The sequence below is a fragment of the Amycolatopsis sp. cmx-8-4 genome, from assembly GCF_046548675.1.
GTDB lineage: Bacteria > Actinomycetota > Actinomycetes > Mycobacteriales > Pseudonocardiaceae > Amycolatopsis.
In genome coordinates this window covers 77,326-95,460 of the sequence record NZ_JAEBDZ010000020.1, presented here as the reverse complement: position 1 = coordinate 95,460, position 18,135 = coordinate 77,326, and the positions used below count along the sequence as shown (strand labels likewise).

General features: G+C 72.2%; 18 protein-coding genes. 8 read left to right on the top strand and 10 right to left on the bottom strand.

Features of this window, described 5'->3' with window-relative positions:
- Window positions 1-3: 3 nt before the first annotated feature.
- From ACLJQZ_RS33960 to ACLJQZ_RS33950, 3 genes are all read right to left on the bottom strand, one after another.
- On the bottom strand, window positions 4-1,380 hold the full coding sequence (locus tag ACLJQZ_RS33960; RefSeq protein WP_410623958.1) for an alpha/beta hydrolase: 1,377 nt from the start codon (window positions 1,378-1,380) through the stop codon (window positions 4-6).
- 64 nt (window positions 1,381-1,444) lie between these two features.
- Window positions 1,445-1,903, bottom strand: a complete 459-nt coding sequence (locus tag ACLJQZ_RS33955) for a DUF664 domain-containing protein (RefSeq protein WP_410623956.1) — start codon at window positions 1,901-1,903, stop codon at window positions 1,445-1,447.
- Window positions 1,900-2,469: a class I SAM-dependent methyltransferase gene (locus tag ACLJQZ_RS33950; protein WP_410623954.1), complete on the bottom strand. Its 570-nt coding sequence runs from the start codon at window positions 2,467-2,469 to the stop codon at window positions 1,900-1,902. The genes ACLJQZ_RS33955 and ACLJQZ_RS33950 overlap by 4 nt, the downstream gene beginning before the upstream one ends.
- A 68-nt stretch (window positions 2,470-2,537) precedes the next feature.
- Between ACLJQZ_RS33950 and ACLJQZ_RS33945 the strand changes: the two genes are divergently transcribed.
- Window positions 2,538-3,152: a helix-turn-helix domain-containing protein gene (locus ACLJQZ_RS33945; protein WP_410623952.1), complete on the top strand. Its 615-nt coding sequence runs from the start codon at window positions 2,538-2,540 to the stop codon at window positions 3,150-3,152.
- Here the strand turns inward: ACLJQZ_RS33945 and ACLJQZ_RS33940 are convergent.
- Complete coding sequence (locus tag ACLJQZ_RS33940; RefSeq protein WP_410623950.1) at window positions 3,111-3,503, bottom strand: nuclear transport factor 2 family protein; 393 nt, start codon at window positions 3,501-3,503, stop codon at window positions 3,111-3,113. The genes ACLJQZ_RS33945 and ACLJQZ_RS33940 overlap by 42 nt on opposite strands.
- 54 nt (window positions 3,504-3,557) lie before the next feature.
- Between ACLJQZ_RS33940 and ACLJQZ_RS33935 the strand changes: the two genes are divergently transcribed.
- On the top strand, window positions 3,558-4,580 hold the full coding sequence (locus tag ACLJQZ_RS33935) for an LLM class flavin-dependent oxidoreductase (protein WP_410623949.1): 1,023 nt from the start codon (window positions 3,558-3,560) through the stop codon (window positions 4,578-4,580).
- An 82-nt stretch (window positions 4,581-4,662) separates the two neighbouring features.
- On the opposite strand, the gene ACLJQZ_RS33930 is transcribed toward ACLJQZ_RS33935, so the two are convergent.
- The gene (locus ACLJQZ_RS33930; RefSeq protein WP_410623947.1) at window positions 4,663-4,860 is read right to left on the bottom strand and encodes a hypothetical protein; all 198 of its coding nucleotides are present in this window, start codon (window positions 4,858-4,860) and stop codon (window positions 4,663-4,665) included.
- Window positions 4,861-4,893: 33 nt separating this feature from the next.
- Window positions 4,894-5,346 (bottom strand): MarR family winged helix-turn-helix transcriptional regulator, encoded by a 453-nt coding sequence (locus ACLJQZ_RS33925; RefSeq protein WP_410623945.1) that lies wholly within the window; start codon window positions 5,344-5,346, stop codon window positions 4,894-4,896.
- Window positions 5,347-5,435: 89 nt separating this feature from the next.
- Between ACLJQZ_RS33925 and ACLJQZ_RS33920 the strand changes: the two genes are divergently transcribed.
- The 5 genes from ACLJQZ_RS33920 (at window position 5,436) to ACLJQZ_RS33900 (ending at window position 14,355) form a co-directional block, all read left to right on the top strand.
- The gene (locus tag ACLJQZ_RS33920) at window positions 5,436-6,305 is read left to right on the top strand and encodes an alpha/beta fold hydrolase (RefSeq protein WP_410623944.1); all 870 of its coding nucleotides are present in this window, start codon (window positions 5,436-5,438) and stop codon (window positions 6,303-6,305) included.
- 66 nt (window positions 6,306-6,371) lie between these two features.
- The gene (locus ACLJQZ_RS33915; protein ID WP_410623942.1) at window positions 6,372-7,826 is read left to right on the top strand and encodes an FAD-dependent oxidoreductase; all 1,455 of its coding nucleotides are present in this window, start codon (window positions 6,372-6,374) and stop codon (window positions 7,824-7,826) included.
- Window positions 7,823-8,893 (top strand): hypothetical protein, encoded by a 1,071-nt coding sequence (locus ACLJQZ_RS33910; RefSeq protein ID WP_410623941.1) that lies wholly within the window; start codon window positions 7,823-7,825, stop codon window positions 8,891-8,893. Before ACLJQZ_RS33915 ends, ACLJQZ_RS33910 begins: the two co-directional genes overlap by 4 nt.
- A gap of 28 nt (window positions 8,894-8,921) precedes the next feature.
- On the top strand, window positions 8,922-9,521 hold the full coding sequence (locus ACLJQZ_RS33905) for a TetR/AcrR family transcriptional regulator (RefSeq protein WP_410623939.1): 600 nt from the start codon (window positions 8,922-8,924) through the stop codon (window positions 9,519-9,521).
- Between the two features lie 301 nt (window positions 9,522-9,822).
- A complete protein-coding gene (locus ACLJQZ_RS33900) occupies window positions 9,823-14,355 on the top strand; it encodes an RHS repeat-associated core domain-containing protein (protein WP_410623937.1) in 4,533 nt (1,510 codons plus the stop codon).
- Between the two features lie 51 nt (window positions 14,356-14,406).
- On the opposite strand, the gene ACLJQZ_RS33895 is transcribed toward ACLJQZ_RS33900, so the two are convergent.
- Genes ACLJQZ_RS33895 through ACLJQZ_RS33880 form a run of 4 tightly spaced genes read right to left on the bottom strand, consistent with a single transcriptional unit; the run spans window position 14,407 to window position 17,806 of the window.
- Window positions 14,407-15,525 (bottom strand): alpha/beta hydrolase family protein, encoded by a 1,119-nt coding sequence (locus ACLJQZ_RS33895; RefSeq protein ID WP_410623935.1) that lies wholly within the window; start codon window positions 15,523-15,525, stop codon window positions 14,407-14,409.
- Between the two features lie 21 nt (window positions 15,526-15,546).
- On the bottom strand, window positions 15,547-16,536 hold the full coding sequence (locus ACLJQZ_RS33890; protein WP_410623933.1) for a transporter: 990 nt from the start codon (window positions 16,534-16,536) through the stop codon (window positions 15,547-15,549).
- Window positions 16,533-17,414: an ABC transporter ATP-binding protein gene (locus ACLJQZ_RS33885; protein ID WP_410623931.1), complete on the bottom strand. Its 882-nt coding sequence runs from the start codon at window positions 17,412-17,414 to the stop codon at window positions 16,533-16,535. Before ACLJQZ_RS33885 ends, ACLJQZ_RS33890 begins: the two co-directional genes overlap by 4 nt.
- Window positions 17,411-17,806: a GntR family transcriptional regulator gene (locus ACLJQZ_RS33880; protein ID WP_247050352.1), complete on the bottom strand. Its 396-nt coding sequence runs from the start codon at window positions 17,804-17,806 to the stop codon at window positions 17,411-17,413. The genes ACLJQZ_RS33885 and ACLJQZ_RS33880 overlap by 4 nt, the downstream gene beginning before the upstream one ends.
- Before the next feature lie 148 nt (window positions 17,807-17,954).
- Here ACLJQZ_RS33880 and ACLJQZ_RS33875 point away from each other — a divergent pair, with 148 nt between their 5' ends.
- Window positions 17,955-18,104 carry a hypothetical protein gene (locus ACLJQZ_RS33875; RefSeq protein ID WP_410623929.1) on the top strand — a complete coding sequence of 50 codons (150 nt, stop codon included), beginning with the start codon at window positions 17,955-17,957 and terminating at the stop codon, window positions 18,102-18,104.
- Window positions 18,105-18,135: the final 31 nt, after the last annotated feature.

Genomic DNA, 18,135 nt, shown 5'->3' with positions numbered 1-18,135 from the left:
CGATCAGGCCGGGCAGCTGACGTCGTGCCGCGGGGTCTTCAGCGTCAGCAGGTAAGCGTCGACCGCCGACCGCGTGCAGGTGGTGCGCGGGTAGACGACGTGACCCGAGCCTTCGTAGGTCAGCAGCGTGGTGTTCGCCGGCGCCTGGCGGTGGATGGTGCGCGCCCAGGCGTACGGCGTCGCCGGGTCGTAGCGGGCGTTCAGCAGCAGGACCTGGGGCGCCCGCGAGAGGTCCAGCCGGTGCGGCGGGTTCGCGGGCGGGCCGGCGACGCCGAGGCACGCGGTCGCCTCGTCGTGGCCCAGCGTGCTGCCGCGCATGATCGGTCCCCGGCGCAGCTCTTCGGCGCGCACCGCCGAATACTGCGTGAAGTCCCGGATCCGGAGATCGAAGTCCTGACAGACCACGGCCAGCCGGATCGACCGGTAGTTGTACTCGAACCGGGCCGTCAGCGGCGGCCGGCCGGCGGCCGCGTCGGCGATCAGCTGCGCCGCGTCGTCCCAGTTCGGGCCGTACATGTCCGAGAACACCCCGTCGCGCAACGATGTCCCGGCGTTGGCGAAGGCCCGCTCCCAGGTCGCCCGGACGTCCTGGCCGTGCAGGGCACAGGTTTCCGTCCGGTCGCACCACGCGGTGAACTGCCCGAACAGCTCGTCCGCGGCGGTGGCGCGGTCGCCCACGAAGTGCCGGAGGTCGGCGCTGTGGTCGATGGAGCTGTCCAGCACCAGCGCGCGCACGTGCTCGCCGTACTTCTCGGCGTACTGCTGGCCGAGCAGCGTGCCGTAGGACATGCCCTGGAAGCTGATCTTCTCCTCGCCCAGCGCCCGGCGGAGCGCGTCCATGTCCTGGGCGTTGACGGCGGTGTCGGCGTGGTCGAAGACCGGCAGGTTGCCGGCCCGGCAGTCCGCGACCTCCTGCCGGCTGTACTGGCGCAGGGCGTCGAACTCAGCCCGGTTCGCGGGCTCGTCGTTCGGCGGGGCGGTCGTGTCGTCACACCGGATGAACGCGCTGCGGCCGGTGCCCCGGACGTCGAAGCCCACGGTGTCGAACCGCGCCCGGACCTCCGGGCTGAAGAAGCTCGTGGCCAGCGCGAACTCCGCGCCGGAGGTGCCGGGGCCGCCGGCGTCGGCCAGCAGCACGCCGATCCGGTGCGCCGGATCGGTGGCCCGGTGCCGGGCCACCGCCAGGTCGATCGACGGGCCGTGGGGCCGGTTCCAGTCCAGCGGCACCCGCAGCGTGCCGCACTCGCCGTCCGGCGGTGCGGGGCTGTCCGGGTCGTCGGGGCAGGCGCCCCAGGTGATCGGCGACGGGCTCGCGTCCGCCGTGGCGGCCCCGGACAGCAGGAGCGCGCTCACCATCAGGACTGCGCCGAACACCCGCACGGGAGCCTCCAGAGTTGCCGGTGAGTTTCCGACCGTAGGGGTGGTGTGGTCCGGACCACAAGGCTCAGCGGCCGGTCGTGCCGTCGGCGAGCTCGCGCAGGATGTCGGCGTGCCTGGCGTGGCGGCCGGTCTCTTCGACCAGATGGGTCAACGTCCAGCGCCGCGACGCGCGGCGTGGCCCCGGCGCACCGAGGTCGTCCCAGCCGGCGATCACCGCGTTCGCCCGCGCCGTGGTCGCGCGGTAGGCGGCGAGGATCTCCCCGGCGGTCTCGGCCGGCTTCGGCCGGAAGGTCGCCGGCCAGTCGGTGACGGCGACGCCGAGCAGCCAGTGGGCCTCGACGTGCGTGAGGTGCTTGACCAGGCCGAGCAGGTTCGTGCCCGACGCGACGCCGGGGGAGCGGACCTGCGGTTCGGGCACGCCCTCGGCCTTGGCGGCCACGGCGGCGCGCAGGTAGTCGAGAAAACCCACCAGCACCTGGACTTCCGCGGCTCCGGTGGCCGGCGGCCCGGCGTCGCGCGTCATCGCGTCCGCCGGACGAGCAGCACGTGGTCGGTGACGGTCGCGGTCTCGCCGGCGGGCCCGGTCGCCAGGCGCTCGGGATTGTCCGCGCGCTCGACCGCCCACCGCGCCGGGTCGAGGTCGAGCGTGGTCCGGACGCCCGCCTCGCGGCTCCACGACCACGGCGCGGCGGACCCGTGGTCGACGACCAGCAGCCGTCCGCCGGGCCGCAGTGCCTCGGCGGCCCGGCGCAGCACCTGCTCACGCGGCAACGGGAACGGCGTGTGCAGGTACTGCGCGGACACGAGGTCGAAGGTGCCTTCGGGGAACGCCTCGGCCAGGTCGACGCGCACCGCCGTCACGGACAGGCCCTCGGCCCGGTCCCGCAGGGATTCGACGGCGACGCCGGACAGATCGACGGCCGTCACCCGCCACCCTCGGCGGGCCAGCCAGAGCGTGTCGCCGCCGGCGCCGCAGCCCAGATCGAGCGCGTCCCCGGTGGGCAGCGGGCCCGCGATCTCGGCGAGCAGCGGGTTCACTCGGTCCGCCTGCGGGGTCCGGTAGTGGTCGTCCCAGAAACGTACGTTCATGCCGCCACCGTCACCCCGGCAGTGCCGCCGGGAGCACGAAAACTTGCCGTTCCGGCAAGATGGCGGTCATGGCCGACATCGACGACGAGGTCCTGGACGCGGTCGGCCCGCGGCTGCGGGTGCTGCGCCGGCAACGCGGGTTCACCCTGGCCGACCTGACGGCGGCGACCGGGATCTCGGAGAGCACGTTGTCCCGGCTGGAAAGCGGCGGCCGCCGGCCTGCCCTGGAGCTGCTCCTGCCGCTGGCGCGCACTTACGGCGTCCCGCTGGACGACCTGGTCGGCGCGCCCCGCACCGGCGACCCGCGGATCCACCTGCGGCCGATCCGCCGCCACGGCATGACGTTCGTGCCGCTGACCCGCCGGGCCGGGGGACTGCAGGCGTTCAAGATGCTCATCCCGGCTCGCGGCGAACCCGCCGAGCCGACACCGCAGACGCACGGCGGCTACGAGTGGGTCCACGTCCTCGACGGCCGGCTGCGGCTGGTGCTCGGCGACCGCGACCTGGTCCTGCCCGCCGGCGAGGCCGCCGAGTTCGACACGGCGCTGCCGCACTGGCTCGGCTCGGCCGACGGCCGGGCCGTCGAGACGCTCGTCCTCTTCGGACCGCAGGGCGAACGCGCCCACGTCCGGGCCCGTTCGTCAGCCGTGGCCCGGGATGGGCTCGGCCAGCTCGGCCCGTGAGGGTGACGCCGGGAAGGGATCGGCGAAGTACTGCGTCTCGTGCGTCACGAAACCGTCGGCGAACTCCATGACGCTCACCGAATGGGTGGCCGCGCCGTCGTAGGTGATCACGCACTCGCTCACCCAGAAGTCGCCGCCGCCCGAGATCCGGCCGATGGCGAAGTGCCGCTCGGCCGGGTGACCGCCGCGTTGCGCCCGGATCTTGGCGCGGCCCCGGAAGCGCTCGCCGGACTGGGGATAGTCCAGGACCGCTTCGACGGCGTAGATCGCGTGCTCGGTGTCGACGTCTCCACGCTCGGAGGCCGTCCAGTGCTCCTCGATCCGGGCGCGGGTCTCGGCGTCACGAGTCACGCGACGCAGGTTACCCGGGGGAATCAAACCGGGCCCCCGGACGCTTGGACCTGCGTGAAGAAGATTGGTTTCCTCTCGTTCGGCCACTGGTCGGCGAGCGCGCACTCCGAGACCCGGTCCGCCGCCGACTTCCTGCACCAGTCGATCGACCTGGCGGTCGCGGCCGAGGAACTGGGCGTCGACGGCGCGTACTTCCGCGTGCACCACTTCGCGCGGCAGGCGGGCAGCCCGTTCCCGCTGCTCTCGGCGATCGGCGCGCGGACGTCGAAGATCGAGATCGGCACCGGCGTGATCGACATGCGCTACGAGAACCCGCTGTACATGGTCGAGGACGCCGGCGCCGCCGACCTCATCTCGCGCGGCCGGCTCCAGCTCGGCGTGAGCCGGGGATCCCCCGAGCAGGTGATCGAGGGCTGGCGGTACTTCGGGTACGCCCCGGCCGAGGGCGAGACCGAAGCCGACATGGCCCGGGAGCGCGTCGAGGTCTTCCTCAAGCTGCTCGAAGGCGAAGGGTTCGCGAAGCCGAACCCGCGCCCGATGTTCGCCAACCCGCCGGGCCTGCTGCGGCTCGAGCCGCACTCCGAAGGCCTGCGCGAGCGCATCTGGTGGGGTTCGAGCTCGAACGCGACGGCCATCTGGGCCGCGAAGCTGGGCATGAACCTGCAGAGCTCCACGCTGAAGGACGACGAGACGGGCGAGCCGCTGCACGTCCAGCAGCGCAAGCAGATCGAGGTCTACCGCGAGGCGTGGAAGGAGGCCGGCCACGCGCGGGAGCCGCGGGTGTCGGTCAGCCGGAGCATCTTCGCGCTGACGAACGACCTGGACCGCGCCTACTTCGGCCGTGACCGGAATTCCCGCGACCAGGTCGGCATGATCGACGAGAACACCCGCGCGATCTTCGGCCGCTCGTACGCCGCCGAGCCGGACGAGCTGATCCGCGAGCTGAAGGAGGACGAAGCCGTCCAGGCCGCGGACACGCTGCTGCTGACCATCCCGAACCAGCTCGGCGTCGACTACAACGCCCACGTGCTGGAGAGCATCCTGACCCACGTGGCCCCGGCGCTCGGCTGGCGCTGACCCCGGCCCGTCGTGAGTGTTCAGGGCGGTTAGAACCGCCCTGAACACTCACGACCGTCAGGTGCGCAGGAGTGCGGTCGGCTCACCGAGGTCGGCCCGGCAGGTCCCAGCGCTCGCCGAGGCCGTCGACGATCGCGTCCACTTCGGGCTGATCGCCGCAGATCGCCGTCGCGTCCAAGCCGCGTTCGAAGAACACGGAGTTGCCCGGTTCCTCGTCGTAGCCGGTCGAGCAGCTGGGCGCCGGTCGCCCCGCGCGACTCCGCGGCGATGGTGAACGCACCCGCTTCGCGCTGTCGCACGCGGTGCCCGAGCGCTACTCGGGCGCGTCGACGACCGGGGTCGTCCCCGCGGTGAGGCGGGTCAGGTGCGCTTCGAGGGTGGCGAGCCGGTCCGGGCCGATCTCGGCCGCCCAGCGGTCGCGCACCTCGTCCAGCAGGGTGCCGCCGATCCGCATCATCTCGTGGCCGCGGGGCGTGACCCGCAGGCGCTTGCGGCGCGCGTCGGCCGGGTCGGCTTCGCGCTCGACGTAACCCAGGTCCTCGAGGATGGCGATCCGCTGCGCCGCCGCCTGCTTGGTGACCGACAGGTGCCGGGCCAGCTCCGACGCGGTGTCGGCACCGTTGTCGACCGCGCGCAGGGCGAACTCGTCGGCGGGGCGGACCTTCGGGTGCCCGTGGTCGGCCAGCTCGATCGAGACGTCGTCCACCATCGACCGGAACCCGCGCAGCAGCAGGAGCGCCAGCTCGGCACCCGAGGATCGCTCCATGGGCAAAGCATAGACAGCCGACATTATGGACAAGGGCCTTGTCTATCTGTAGCTTGGACAAGCAGCTTGTCCATCAATGAAGGAGTCTCATGGACCTCCCCGGCGTCGACCACCACCGCGTGCGCGTCAACGGCACCGAACTGCACTACGTCACCGCGGGGGCGACCGGTTCGCCCGTCCTCCTGGTGCACGGCTTCCCCGAGTCCTGGTGGGTCTTCCACAAGCTGATCCCGCTGCTCGCCGCGCACCATCGGGTGGTCGCCGTCGACCTGCGAGGCTTCGGCGACTCCGCCGTCGCGGGCGACGACCACGACAGCGTCACCGCCGCGAACGACCTGGCCGCTCTGATCGTCGCGCTGGGCCTCGGTCCCGTCCACCTGACCGGGCAGGACGTCAGTGGTGGCACGACGTTCCGGCTCGCCGCCACGCGTCCCGAACTGGTGCGCAGCTACGCGGCCATCGAGACCGGCCTGCCCGGGTTCGGCGTCGAGGCGCTGGCCGACGTCACCCACGGCGGCGCCTGGCACATCGGCGTGCTCGTCGCGCCCGGGATCCCCGAGCTGCTGCTGGCCGGGCGCGAGCGGGAATTCCTCGCCGAGTACGCCATTCCCGCGCTCAACGCCACGCCGGACGCGTTCACCGACGCCGACATCGACGAGCTCGCCCGCACGTACAAGCGGCCCGGCGCGTTCCGGGGCGCGAGCGGCCTCTACCGGTCGATGCTCCGCGAAGGCGACGAGATCCGTGAGCTGGCGAAGGAGAAGCTCGAGATCCCGGTGCTCACCGTCAGCGGACGGCCGGGTGAGTTCTTGCCGTCGACGATGCGGCAGGTCGCCACGGACGTGACGACCGTGGCGTTCGACGGCGTCGGCCATTACGTGGCCATGGCGGCACCCGAGCGGCTCGCGGACGCGATGCTGCGCTTCTACCACGACGTCGAGGGTTCGCCGGTCCCTTGACAGGCGCCCAGCGTCATTCATACATTCGACGTCCATCTGTATGAATGACGCTGGGAGTTGATCCGCATGCGGCTCGGCAAGACGGCCGTCGTCCTCGGTGGCAGCGCCGCCGGTCTGTGCAGCGCCGGGGCGCTCGCCCCCTACTTCGACCAGGTGCTGGTGCTGGAGCGCGACGAGCTGCCCGCCGAGGCCGAGCACCGCCGGGGCGTGCCGCAGAGCAAGCACCCGCACTTCCTGCTGAACTCGGGCCGGCGCGCGATCGGGGCGCTGTTCCCCGGCTTCGAGGACGACCTCGTCGCCGCCGGGGGACTGCACCTGATGCCGTCGCTGGACGCCGCCTACCTCGACGGCGCGGGCTGGTCGGCCCGCAAGCGCAGCGCGATGACGATGATCTACAGCTCGCGGATCCTCATCGAACGCGTGCTGCGCGACAAGGTGCGCGGCCTGGCGAACGTCGTCATCCGCGAAGGCGTCACCGTGAGCGGCCTGACCACCCGCGACGGCGCGATCACCGGGGTCACCCTCACCTCCGGCGGCGAGGAGCAGGCCGATCTCGTCGTAGACGCGCTGGGCCGCGGCTCCTCGGTCAGCGCGTGGCTGGTGGCGGCGGGCTGGCCCGAGGTCGAGGTGCGGACGCTCGACGCCAAGGTCACCTACACCTCACGCTGGTACGACCTGCCCGCCGAACGGCCCGCGTCCTGGTGGTGGCAGCACCTGGTGATCATGCCGACGCCGGACCAGGGCGACCACCCGGCCGAGCACGACTTCCTGGTCAACTTCTTCCCGATCGAAGGCGACCGGGTCATCGCGTGCATGGGCTCGTGGGGACTCGAGATGCCGCGCACCACCGACGCCTTCGTCGAGACGGCCCGCCGCGTGCGGACGCCGTTGTTCGCCGCCGCGATGGACCGGTGCGCGCCCACCTCGGAGGTGCACCTGACCCGCTCGACGGGCAACAAGTGGCGCCGCTACGACCGGCTGCCCGGCCCGCCGCGGGGGCTGGTGTTCGTCGGGGACTCGATCTGCGCGTTCAACCCGTTCTACGCACAGGGCATCAGCTCCGCGGCGGGCTCGGCTTTGCTGCTGCGCGAACACCTTTCCCGTGCCGGAACGCTCGACGCCGGGTTCGTGACGAGGTTCCTGGCCGCGCAGCGCAAGCTGCTCGGCGTGCCGTGGTCCCTGGCCATGGCGCGGGACCAGGGCTACGCGTGCGCGGTGGGCACGGAGAAACCGCCGGAGTGGCGGCGGCGCATCGTCGCGGCGTTGTCCGCGCCCGCGTTCAGCCTCATCGTCGGGGCCGCCCGCGAGTACGAAGTGGTCGACGAGCACTTCGCCAAGGTGTTCAACCTCGACGAGTCGCTGGGGGAGATGCTGCGGAACCCGCGGGTGCTCGCGGGGCTCGTGCGCTACCGCCTCCGCGCGGCGCTGGGCCGGCACCGGGTGCCCTTCGGGTTCGACCCCCAGGCCGAGCCGCCGGCCACGGACTACTCGCCGGCCGCGGCACCGGCCGGCGCCCGGTGAGCGACGGCTGCGGACCGGACGCCGAGGCCGTCACCCGCACCCTCGGCTTCGACTGCCACGACGTCTCACCGGTGGTCTCGGTCCGCGCGCCTTGGGACCTCGCAGACTGGACGATGCCGCTGCTGGAGGTGGTCATCGTCGGCGGCGCCGTGTTCGCGCTGGTGCACGCGCTGCGCCGGTACCGCGCCGGCGACCCGGTCAACCTGGCGCTGTGGTGGGCTTCGCTGGTCTACCTCTTCGTGACGGAGCCGCCGCTGTACTTCCCGGAGTGGTTCGGCCTCGACAAGGTGTACGGCTTCATCTTCGCCCACAACCTGTTCACCGTGCAGTTCATGGGGGACCGGCTGCCGCTCTACATCGTCGCGTTCTACCCGGTGATCAGCCAGCTCGCCTACGAGCTCGTGCGGTCACTCGGCGTCTTCCGGCGCCGCGGCCCGCTGGTCGCGTCGGTGGCCGTCGCGTTCGTGTGCCAGCTGTTCTACGAGGTCTTCGACCAGCTCGGCCCGCAGCTGAGGTGGTGGGCGTGGAACCCGGGCAACGACCTCGTGAACCACCCCGCGCTGGCGTCGGTGCCGATGACCAGCATGCTGCTGTTCGCCTCGGTCTCGATGGGCGGCCTGACCTACCTCGTCGTCCGGCTGGCCGGCACCGGCCCGCGACGCGGGTGGTCGCTGGCGTGGCGTGTGCTGGTGGCCGGCGTCCTGACGCCGTTGACGATGGCGATCGGCGGGCTCCCGTCGAGCCTCTTCACCGGGAACATCCCGGCGCAGGCCTGGGTTCTCGGTGTCGAGCTGGCCCTGCTCTGGCTGGCGGGTGCCTGGATCCTCTTCACGCGCCGGGGGGAGCCCGAGCCCTTGTCCGCCTTCGTCCGGATCTATCCCGCCGTCTACCTTGGCGGACTGGCCGTGTGCTGGATCCGCGCGCTGCCGGCGTACTTCGCCGCGGCCGGCGGCGTCACCCGCGACGGCACGCCGATCGGCAGCGGGCTCTACGCGCTCGGCTGCTTCGCCGCGGCCGGCCTGTTGCTGGCCGCGCTCCACCGCGCCCGCCGACCTGCTCCCGTCTGAGACTTCCGGCTCGGGGAAGATGGACCGCATGGGGTACCACGGCTGGCGGGGCAACCCGCCCGGCACCGAAGACGAGGCACGCCGCCGGATCGTCGAAGCGGCGACGGCGTGCCTCGACCGGGCCGGGCTCGCCAAGACCAGCCTCTCCGACGTCGCTGCCGAGGCCGGGGTGACGCGGCAGACCGTCTACCGGTACTTCCCGGGCCTGAAGGACATCCTCCGCGCCGTGGGCCTGGCCGGCGTCGAGGAGTTCGCCGGGCGGATGGAGCGGCACCTGGCCTCGTTCGGGACCGCCGCCGAAGCCGCCGTGGAGTCGGTGGTGTTCGCCGTCCGGACGGTCCCGGACGAGCCCTACCTCGGCCTGCTCCTGCAGGCGGGCGAAGGCGAGTACTTCACCGCCGGCGTCACCTCGCAGCTCGCGTTCTCGGCCGGGGCGGGGATCCTCCGCAACGTGCCGGTCGACTGGGCGGCGGCCGGCGTCGAGTCCGACGACGATCTCCAGAGCCTGGCCGAGATCCTGATGCGGCTGTTCCTGTCGTTCCTGCAGTACCCCTCGACCCCCGCCCTCACCGACGACGAGCTGCGCGCGCTCGTCCGCCGCTGGCTCGGCCCGGCGCTGCGCGGGTAGCGCCGTCCGACGCCGGACCGCTGGGATCCGCCGACGATCTTGGTCGCGCGGGCGGAGCCGGCAGGCCGCCGAAGTCTCGGCCTTCGGCGGCGGCAGGCACTGCACCCCAACGCGAGGTTGGGTGCGGCCGGAAGGTACCCGCGCAGGTGCGGAACGTCAGCGAAAAGGTCGAACGGGCAATGATCGCGCCCGTCCGGCGCCGGTTCACCCGGACGTGCTCGAACACCTTGGCGGCTTCCGGTACCGTGCTCGGGTCACCCGGAGCCGGGCACCCCGCTGGAAGCGCAAGGATGGTTGTGTAGTGGCGAATCCGCTGGTCGCGGAGACCAAGGACTCTACAAAGGCGTATTCGGGCGTGTCGCTGCTGGAGTCCGCGGCCGACCTGAAGTCCGCGATCGAGTCGGGTGACTGGGCTTCCGTCGCGATGGGCGCGGTGGGTACCGCGCTCGACGCGTTGTCGATGGCCATGGACCCCTTCGGCGCGATCCTCGCCGCCGGTGTCGGCTGGCTGATGGAGCACGTCGGCCCGCTCAAGGAAGCCCTCAACGGGCTCACGGGCAACGCCGACGAAATCGCCGCGCAGTCGGAGACCTGGAAGAACATCGCGACGGAGCTGGGGAGCATCGGCGAGGACCTGACCGGGATGGTCAAGGCCGACACCGCGTCCTGGACCGGCCCGGCCGGGGACAGCTACCGCCAGCGCGCCGATGACACGGTGACGTTGCTGAACACGGCGCAGAAGGGGTGTGAAGGCGCTTCCAGTGGTGTGAAGACCGCCGGTGAAGTCGTTGCCGCGGTGCGGGCGTTGGTGCGCGACATCATCGCCGAGCTGATCGGGCATCTGATCAGCTGGGCGCTCCAGGTCGTGTTCACGTTGGGAATCGGCCTGACGTGGGTGGTGCCGCAGGTGATCGGCGCCGTGGCGAAGACGGCGTCGAAGATCGCGGACCTGGTGAAGCGGCTCGTCACGGCGTTGAAGGCCTTGGTGCCGTTGCTCAAGCGGGCGGGTGATCTGTTCTCGGATGCGGCGAAGGCGTTGCGGAAGATCAAGCCGGGTAAGGCGTCTCCGCCGCCGAAGAGCATCGATATTAAGGGCAACCCGAAGGGTTTGGACGGGCCGAAGGGCAAGGGCGGGCCGGACGCGCCGCCACCCAAGACCGACCCGCCGCCGAAGGGCGGGGACTCCACCAGCCCCTCCGGGGACAAGGGCGACGGCACCTCGACCTCCGGGGCCAAGGGCGGCGGCCCCGACGCGCCGCCGAAGTCGGACCCGCCCCCGGCGTCCAAGGGACCCGACGACACCCCGTCGTCCAACGGCGACACCACACCCTCCGGCGGCGGCAAGGGCCCGGACGGCGGACCGAAGGGCGACGGCGGCAAGCCGAAGGACGGCGGGCTGTCCAAGGACAACAACGCCCCCAAGGAGAACTCGACCCCGATCGACTGCCGCCCGGGCAGCGGTGACCCGATCGACATGACGACCGGGCGGATGATGCTCGCCCAGACCGACGTCGAGATCGACGGCGTGCTGGCGCTCGTGCTGGACCGCAGCCACTTCTCCGGCTACCGCAGCGGTGTCCACTTCGGACGGTCCTGGGCGTCGACCGCCGACCAGCGCCTGGAGTTCGGCGCGGACCGCGTCGACTTCGCCGCCGAAGACGGCACCCTGCTGATCTTCCCGGTGCCGGGCGCCGACGGCGTCACCCCGGTGGAGGGCCCGCGGTGGCCGCTGCGGCGGCTCGGCGACGAGTACCTCCTGGCTCAGCCCGACCGCGGCCGCACCCTGCACTTCGCCACCGGCGGCGCGGTCCGCTGGCTGAGCGCGATCTCCGACGCCGACGCCAACCGGATCGACTTCGACCGCGACGAGCACGGCGTGCTGCGCGAGGTCCGGCACTCGGCCGGGCACCGGATCGCCGTCACCACCGTGGACGGCCGCGTCACCGAGTTCGCCTCGGCCGGCGTGACGCTCGCCCGCTTCACCTACGACGACCGGGCGCACCTGGTCGAGGTCGTCAACTCCTCCGGGCGGCCGTACCGGTTCGCCTACGACGAAAGCGACCGCATCACCGGCTGGCAGGACCGCAACGGCTGGGGTTATGGCTTCACCTACGACGAGCTCGACCGCTGCGTGCGCGGCACCGGCCCGCGTGGGTTCCTCAGCTACACCTTCGCCTACGACAAGGAAAACCGCGTCAACCGCGCGACCGACTCGCTCGGGCACACCACCACCTACGAGCTCAACGAGGAGTTCCAGCTCGTCCGCGAGACCGACCCGCTCGGCGGCGTCACGGCCTACGAGTGGGACCGCCACGACCGCCTGCTCGCCTACACCGACGCGCTGGGCCGCGTCACCCGCTACGGCTACGACGAACAGGGCCTGCGCACCTCGGAAACCCTGCCGGACGGGAGCGTCCGCGGCGTCCGCTACGACGGGCGCGGCCGCCCCGCCGCCACGGTCGAACCCGGCGGCGCGACCTGGACGTACGCCTACGACACCGGAGGCCGGCTCGTCGCGGCCACCGACCCGGCGGGCGGGGTCCGCCGCTACGGCTACGGCCCGCGCGGCGCGCTCACGACGTTCACCGACGAGGAAGGCCGGCGCACCGGCGTCGAGTGCGACGCGCTCGGCAAGCCGCTGACGGTCCTCGACCCGGCCGGCGGCCGCACGGCCTACGCCTACGACCCGCTGGGCCGCGTCGTGTCGATCACCGACCCGGCCGGGCACACGACGAACCTCGCCTGGACGGTCGAGGGCGAGCTGTGGAAACGCGTCGCGCCGGACGGGTCCGTGGAGCGCTTCACCTACGACGGCGAGATCAACGCGGTCGAGCGGACCGACGCCGCGGGCGCGGTGACCCGGACCGACTTCGGCCCGTTCGACCTGCCCGTGTGCGAGATCGCCCCGGACGGCAGCCGGACCCGGTTCGCCTACGACACCGAACTGCGCCTCGTCTCGGTCACCAACGCGAGCGGCGCCCAGTGGCGGATCGACTACGACGCCGCCGGGCGCGTGGTCGGGGAGACGGACTTCGACGGCCGGGTCGTCACCTACGTCCGGGACGCGGCCGGGCAGCTGCTCGAGAGCAGCAAGGGCGGCGAACCCACCACCTACACCTGGGACGCGCTGGGCCGGCTGACCGGCAAGCGGCACGGCGACGACGTCACCACCTACGCCTACGACGCCGCCGGCCGGCTGGTGCGCGCGGTGACCGCCGACGCCGACCTCACCCTGACCTACGACGCGCTCGGCCGGGTCGTGGCCGAGACCTGCAACGGGCGGGAAGTCCGGTCCGCCTACGACCGCAGCGGCCTGCGGACCGCCCGCCGCACCGCGTCGGGCGTCGAAAGCACCTGGACCTACGACGCGGCGAGCGCGCCGACCGGGCTGGTCACGGCCGGCCGGTCGATCCGGTTCGCCTACGACGCCGCCGGCCGGGAGATCGGCCGCGTCTTCGGCCGGACGACGCTGTCCCAGGCGTGGGACGCCAACGACCGGCTGGTCGAACAGGTCCTCACGGCCGAGGGCGGCCACCCGCTGCAGCGGCGCGCCTACGAGCACCGGGCGGACGACGTGCTCGCCGGCGTCGACGACCTGCTCGCCGGGCGCACCGACTTCGACCTCGACCGGCTGGGCCGGATCACCGGCCTGCGCCGGCCCGGCGGCGCCGAGCGCTACGCCTACGACCAGGCCGGCAACGTCACCGCGGCGGAGTGGGGCGCGCACCCCGCGGGCGGCGTCCGCGAGTACGCCGGCACCCTGCTGCGGCGGGCCGGCGAGGTGGGCTACCGGTACGACGAGCACGGCCGCCTGACCTGGCGGCAGCAGCCCGGCACCGAGGCCGGCTGGACGTTCGGCTGGAACGGGGACGACCGGCTCGTCCAGGTGCGGACGCCGGACGGGCGGGTCTGGCGCTACGCCTACGACGCGCTGGGCCGCCGGGTCGCCAAGCGCCTGCTCGACCCGGCCGGCGAGACGGTCGCCGAGACCGTCTTCGTCTGGGACGGCGTGCTGCCGGCCGAGGAGATCGTCACGACCGCGGGTGTGCCGTCCCGGACCACGACGTGGGACTGGGAGCAGGACCGGCCGGTGCCGGTCAGCGTGCTGGATCGCCGGCACGGCACGGACGGCACGCTCGACGAGCGCTTCCACGCCGTCGTCGCCGACCTCGTCGGCAGCCCGGCCGAGCTGGTGGACGAGGCCGGGCAGGTCGCCTGGCACTCGACGCAGTCGCTGTGGGGGGTCGGGACCGCGAGCGTGTCGCCGACCCCGCTGCGGTTCCCCGGCCAGTACTTCGACGCCGAGACGGGCCTGCACTACAACGTGAACCGGTACTACGAGCCGGAGACCGGGCGCTACATCAGCCCGGACCCGATCGGGCTGGGCGGTGGCACCAACCCGCACGCCTACGTGCGCAACCCGACCGGCTGGCTCGACCCGGTCGGCCTCAAGGGCGGGAAGTGCAAGGGCGGCAAGGCGAACAACCCGGTGCTGGCCAACAACCGGCCGGGCCAGCCGGTGTTCCACGGCAACGCCAACGTCCCGGTCACCGAGATCAGCGACAAGAAGTTCGTCGGCATCCTGGAGAACCTCGCCAACGGGCGCGGTGAGGGCTCACGCCGGGCGAAGGAACTCCTCAAGCAGATGCAGGAAGGCCGCGGCTGGCAGCAGACGGCCGGCATCCACCAGGGCGGCCTGGGCGGCGCGGCCGGTGGCGCCGACCCCCGCCCGCACATCACGGTGAACGTCGGCGGCCGCGGTTACCACGTGCACGTCGGCAGTTCGAACGGCGGCCTGTTCGCCCAGGACATCACGCCGAACCCCATCCGCTGACGGAGACGGGCCGGCCCCGGCCCCCAGGCCCGGGGCCGGCCCTCGCTCCCGTCAGCGGATGAAGCTCACCTCCGGGTAGGCGGGCGACGGCGCGGCCAGCAGGGGCTGGGGCCGGCAGCGCAGGTGCTGCTCGAAGAACGCCCCGGCGTAGGCCCGCATGATCGCCAGCGCGCGGGTCCCCTCGATCGACGCGCCGATGTCGACGCCGAGCTGGTCGGCCAGCACGCCGAGGTCGGTGAACGAGCTGTGCACCGTGCCCGACACCATGAGCCAGCGCTTCCAGCCGGTCAGGTTCGGCCAGTCGGTTTCCCAGTCGTCGTACGGGTTCGGCGTGCCCGGGGTGTAGTTGTCCATGCTGCCCAGGAACAGGAACGGGCGGGACAGCCCGGACGCGGGCAGCGGGACGTGGGTCGAGCCGTCGATGTCGATCCCGGCCCGGATGCGCGGGTCGGCGAGCATCGCCTGCAGGGTGTTCGCGCCGCCGGCGGAGTGCCCGGCCATGCCGACCCGCTGGGGGTCGATCAGCGCGCTGCCACGCCACTTCGGGTGCGGGCCGATCAGCTCGTCCAGCACGAACGACGTGTCGGCCGACCGCGTCCCCGCCACCTTTTCCCAGATCCCCGGCTGGTCGTCGACGTCGCAGGCGGCGCAGCCGGTGACGTGGCCGTCGGGAAAGGTGGTGGCGCGGTTCTCGTAGGTGTGGTCGATGACGGTCACGACGTAGCCGTGGCTCGCCAGGTCCTCGGCCAGGCCGCTGAGCACGGCCCGGGGCTGGGTCCAGCCCGGTGACAGCACGACCATCGGCAGGCTGTGGCGGCGCCCGGCCGCCGGCGCGTCGACGACGGCGTTGGTCCGCACGGTGCTCAGGGCGTCCAGCGACAGGCCGGGAATGCCCTCGCGTTCGAGGTTGCGTTCGGACTCCAGCGGCGTCATGTACGGCTTCGTCGGCCCGTGCGCCGAGGTCGCCGGGTAGAAGACGGAGACCATCAGCTCCCGGTAGGGCACCGACGGCACCCAGGGATCCGGCCGTGAAGTGTCCACAAGCGACAGTGAGGTGACACCGACCGGCTGTGACCCGGTCGGTCTGGGCAGGTGCGGTGTCGTGCTCGCCGCGGCGGGTGTCGCGGACAACGCGAGGCCCAGAGCGGTGGCGACAACGAGTGTGCGCATGGTTCCCCCAGTGGGATCGGATCAGGACAGGTGGCGGATGCGCCGGTAGCAGAACCAGGTGAGCAACGCGGACAGGGCGAGGAGCAACGCGAGTTCGAGCCACTGCAGCGGCCAGAACCGGGAGCCCGGCTGGTAGGTCAGGCGCTGGTGGTAGCCGTGGGTGTCCAGCTGCGCCATGCAGGCGTCGACGCCGCGCGGGTCCGGCGGGCCGGCCTTGTCGCCCGGCTTCGGCACGCAGTTCTGCACGAAGTCGGGCAGCGGAGTGACGACGTTCCCGGCCGGGTCCACGGTTTCGTCGGCCAGCAGCCAGACACCGGCGGGGGTCGCCACCCCGATCTCCTCGATCACCCCGGACCCGTTCCCGCTGATGTTCCTGATGGCCGAGTTCCCGATCGAGACGTCCTGCTGCACCGCGGGCAGGAGGTACGGGCGCACGTACAACGGGACGGCGAGCAGCACGGCGGCGAGCACGACGAGGGTGACGGCCATGGCGGCCACCGTCCGCCGCAGCACCATCCCGACGGCGACGCCGAGGACGAGCGCGAAGACCGCGTAGCCGATCGGGACGACACCGCGCGCGGCGAACACCACCGGCGAGATGCGGGACAGCGTTTCACCGTCGGTCTGCTTGCTCGCGAGCGCGTCGATCGGGGACGCCCACCACGTGACCGCCAGGCTCAGCAGCCCGGCGGCCACCGCCGCGGCCGGCACGCCGACCACGAGCTTCGTCGTGAGCCACCGCCTGCGGGTGATCGTCTGGTTCCAGACCAGGTTGTGCGTGCCGTGTTCGAGCTCGCGGGTGATCATCGGCGCGCCCCAGAACAGGCCGATGGCCGCGGGCAGCAGGTACAGCGCGAGGATCGTGCCGCCGAACAGCGTGTCCTGGTCCGAGAAGTTCGTGCGGCCCACCAGGTCCGGGCCGGTGATCGCGAGGATCACGGCGATCAGGAGCAGCGCGGCGAACACCGCCAGCGCGGGGACGCGGATCTGGCGCCAGGCCAACCAGGTCATCGGAGCACCTCCAGGGCGGGACGGGCGGCGGCCGGGTTGCTCATGTACTCGAGGACGAGGTCCTCCAGGCTGAGCTGCCCGACCGTCCACACGGGATCGAGAATGGGTGCTTCGGTGCGGACGAGCACCGTGGTCTGGCGGTCGGTGTGCGTCGCGGAGACGACGTGCTGGTCGGTCGGCAGGGTCTCGACGTCGCGCAGCGGCCCGGACAGGCGGTGGTGCGTGGCGAGCAGCTCGTCGACGTCACCCATCACCCGGACCTGGGACGCCACCAGCACGACGAGGTGGTCGCAGACCCGTTCCAGATCGTTGACCAGGTGCGAGGACATCACGACGGACAGCCCGTCCTCCGCGACCGCCTCCATCAGGACCTGCAGGAACTCCCGGCGCGCCAACGGGTCGAGCGCCGCGACCGGCTCGTCGAGCAGCAGCAGTTCGGGGCGCTTCGCGAGGCCGAGGGTGAGGGCCAGCTGGGCGCGCTGCCCGCCGGACAGCTTGCCCGCGGGCTGTTTCGGGTCCAGCCCGAGCCGCTCGATCCGCTTCGTCGCGAGCGCGGCGTCCCAGCGCGGGTTGAGGTGGGCGCCGAACCGCAGGTGCTCGTCGATCGACAGGCCCGGGTAGACGGGCGTGTTCTGGGCGACGTACCCGACCTTGGCCAGCTGGTCCGGCCCGCTGCCGGGCACCCCGCCGCACACCTCGATCGTGCCGGTGGTCGGCTCGAGCATGCCGGAGGCGATGTTCAGCAGGGTCGACTTGCCGGCGCCGTTGGGGCCGACGAGCCCGGTGACGTGGCCGGCCTCGATCTCGAGCGTGCAGCCGGTCAACGCCCACTCGCGCTTGTACTTCTTGCCCAGTCCCTGGGCGCGCAGCACGGTCACGCTATGTCCTCTCTTGCGGAGTCGCGAAACGTGGACATCAACAGGGCCTCGATGCTCTCTTCGTCGAGACCGGCCTTGCGGGCCTGGGAAAGCCAGCGGTTGAGGTCGCGGCGCAGCGGCCCGATCGCCGCGAACGACACGCCGTTGCCGAGCGTCGCCGTCACGAACGTGCCGACGCCGGGCCGGGCCGAGACGAGGCCGTCGTGCTCCAGCTCCCGGTAGGCCTTCAGCACGGTGTTGGGGTTGATCGCGAGGCCCGCGACCACGTCCTTGACCTTCGGGAGCTGGTCTCCCTCGTTCAGCAGGCCCAGGCGCAGCGCGTGCCGCACCTGCTGGACCAGCTGCTGGTAGGGGGACAGGCCCGACCGGGCGTCCAGGTGGAATTCGATCATCGGCAACTCCATTTAACTAGGTGACTAGCACTATAGCTAAACAGGCGACGTCGGCGCCAGTGCCCCCTGTCTCATAGTGAGACCCGGGCGCTACGGTGCTCTGTGTTGTGATCGGAAGGCCTTGCCGGGCAACGAAAAGGGGTGTCGGATGCCGGAGGTCATGAACGAGTCTCGCCGAGCCGGCGCGGCGGACGACGTGCCGCAAGCCGAGGATGAGACGCACCTGGAGTGCCTGAAACGCGCCCGGCGTGAGCTGGCTCCGGCCGGCTGGCGTATCGACGGCGTCGCCGACGAGTGACACTCGGTCGGCGTGCCTCCGGCCGGCGGAC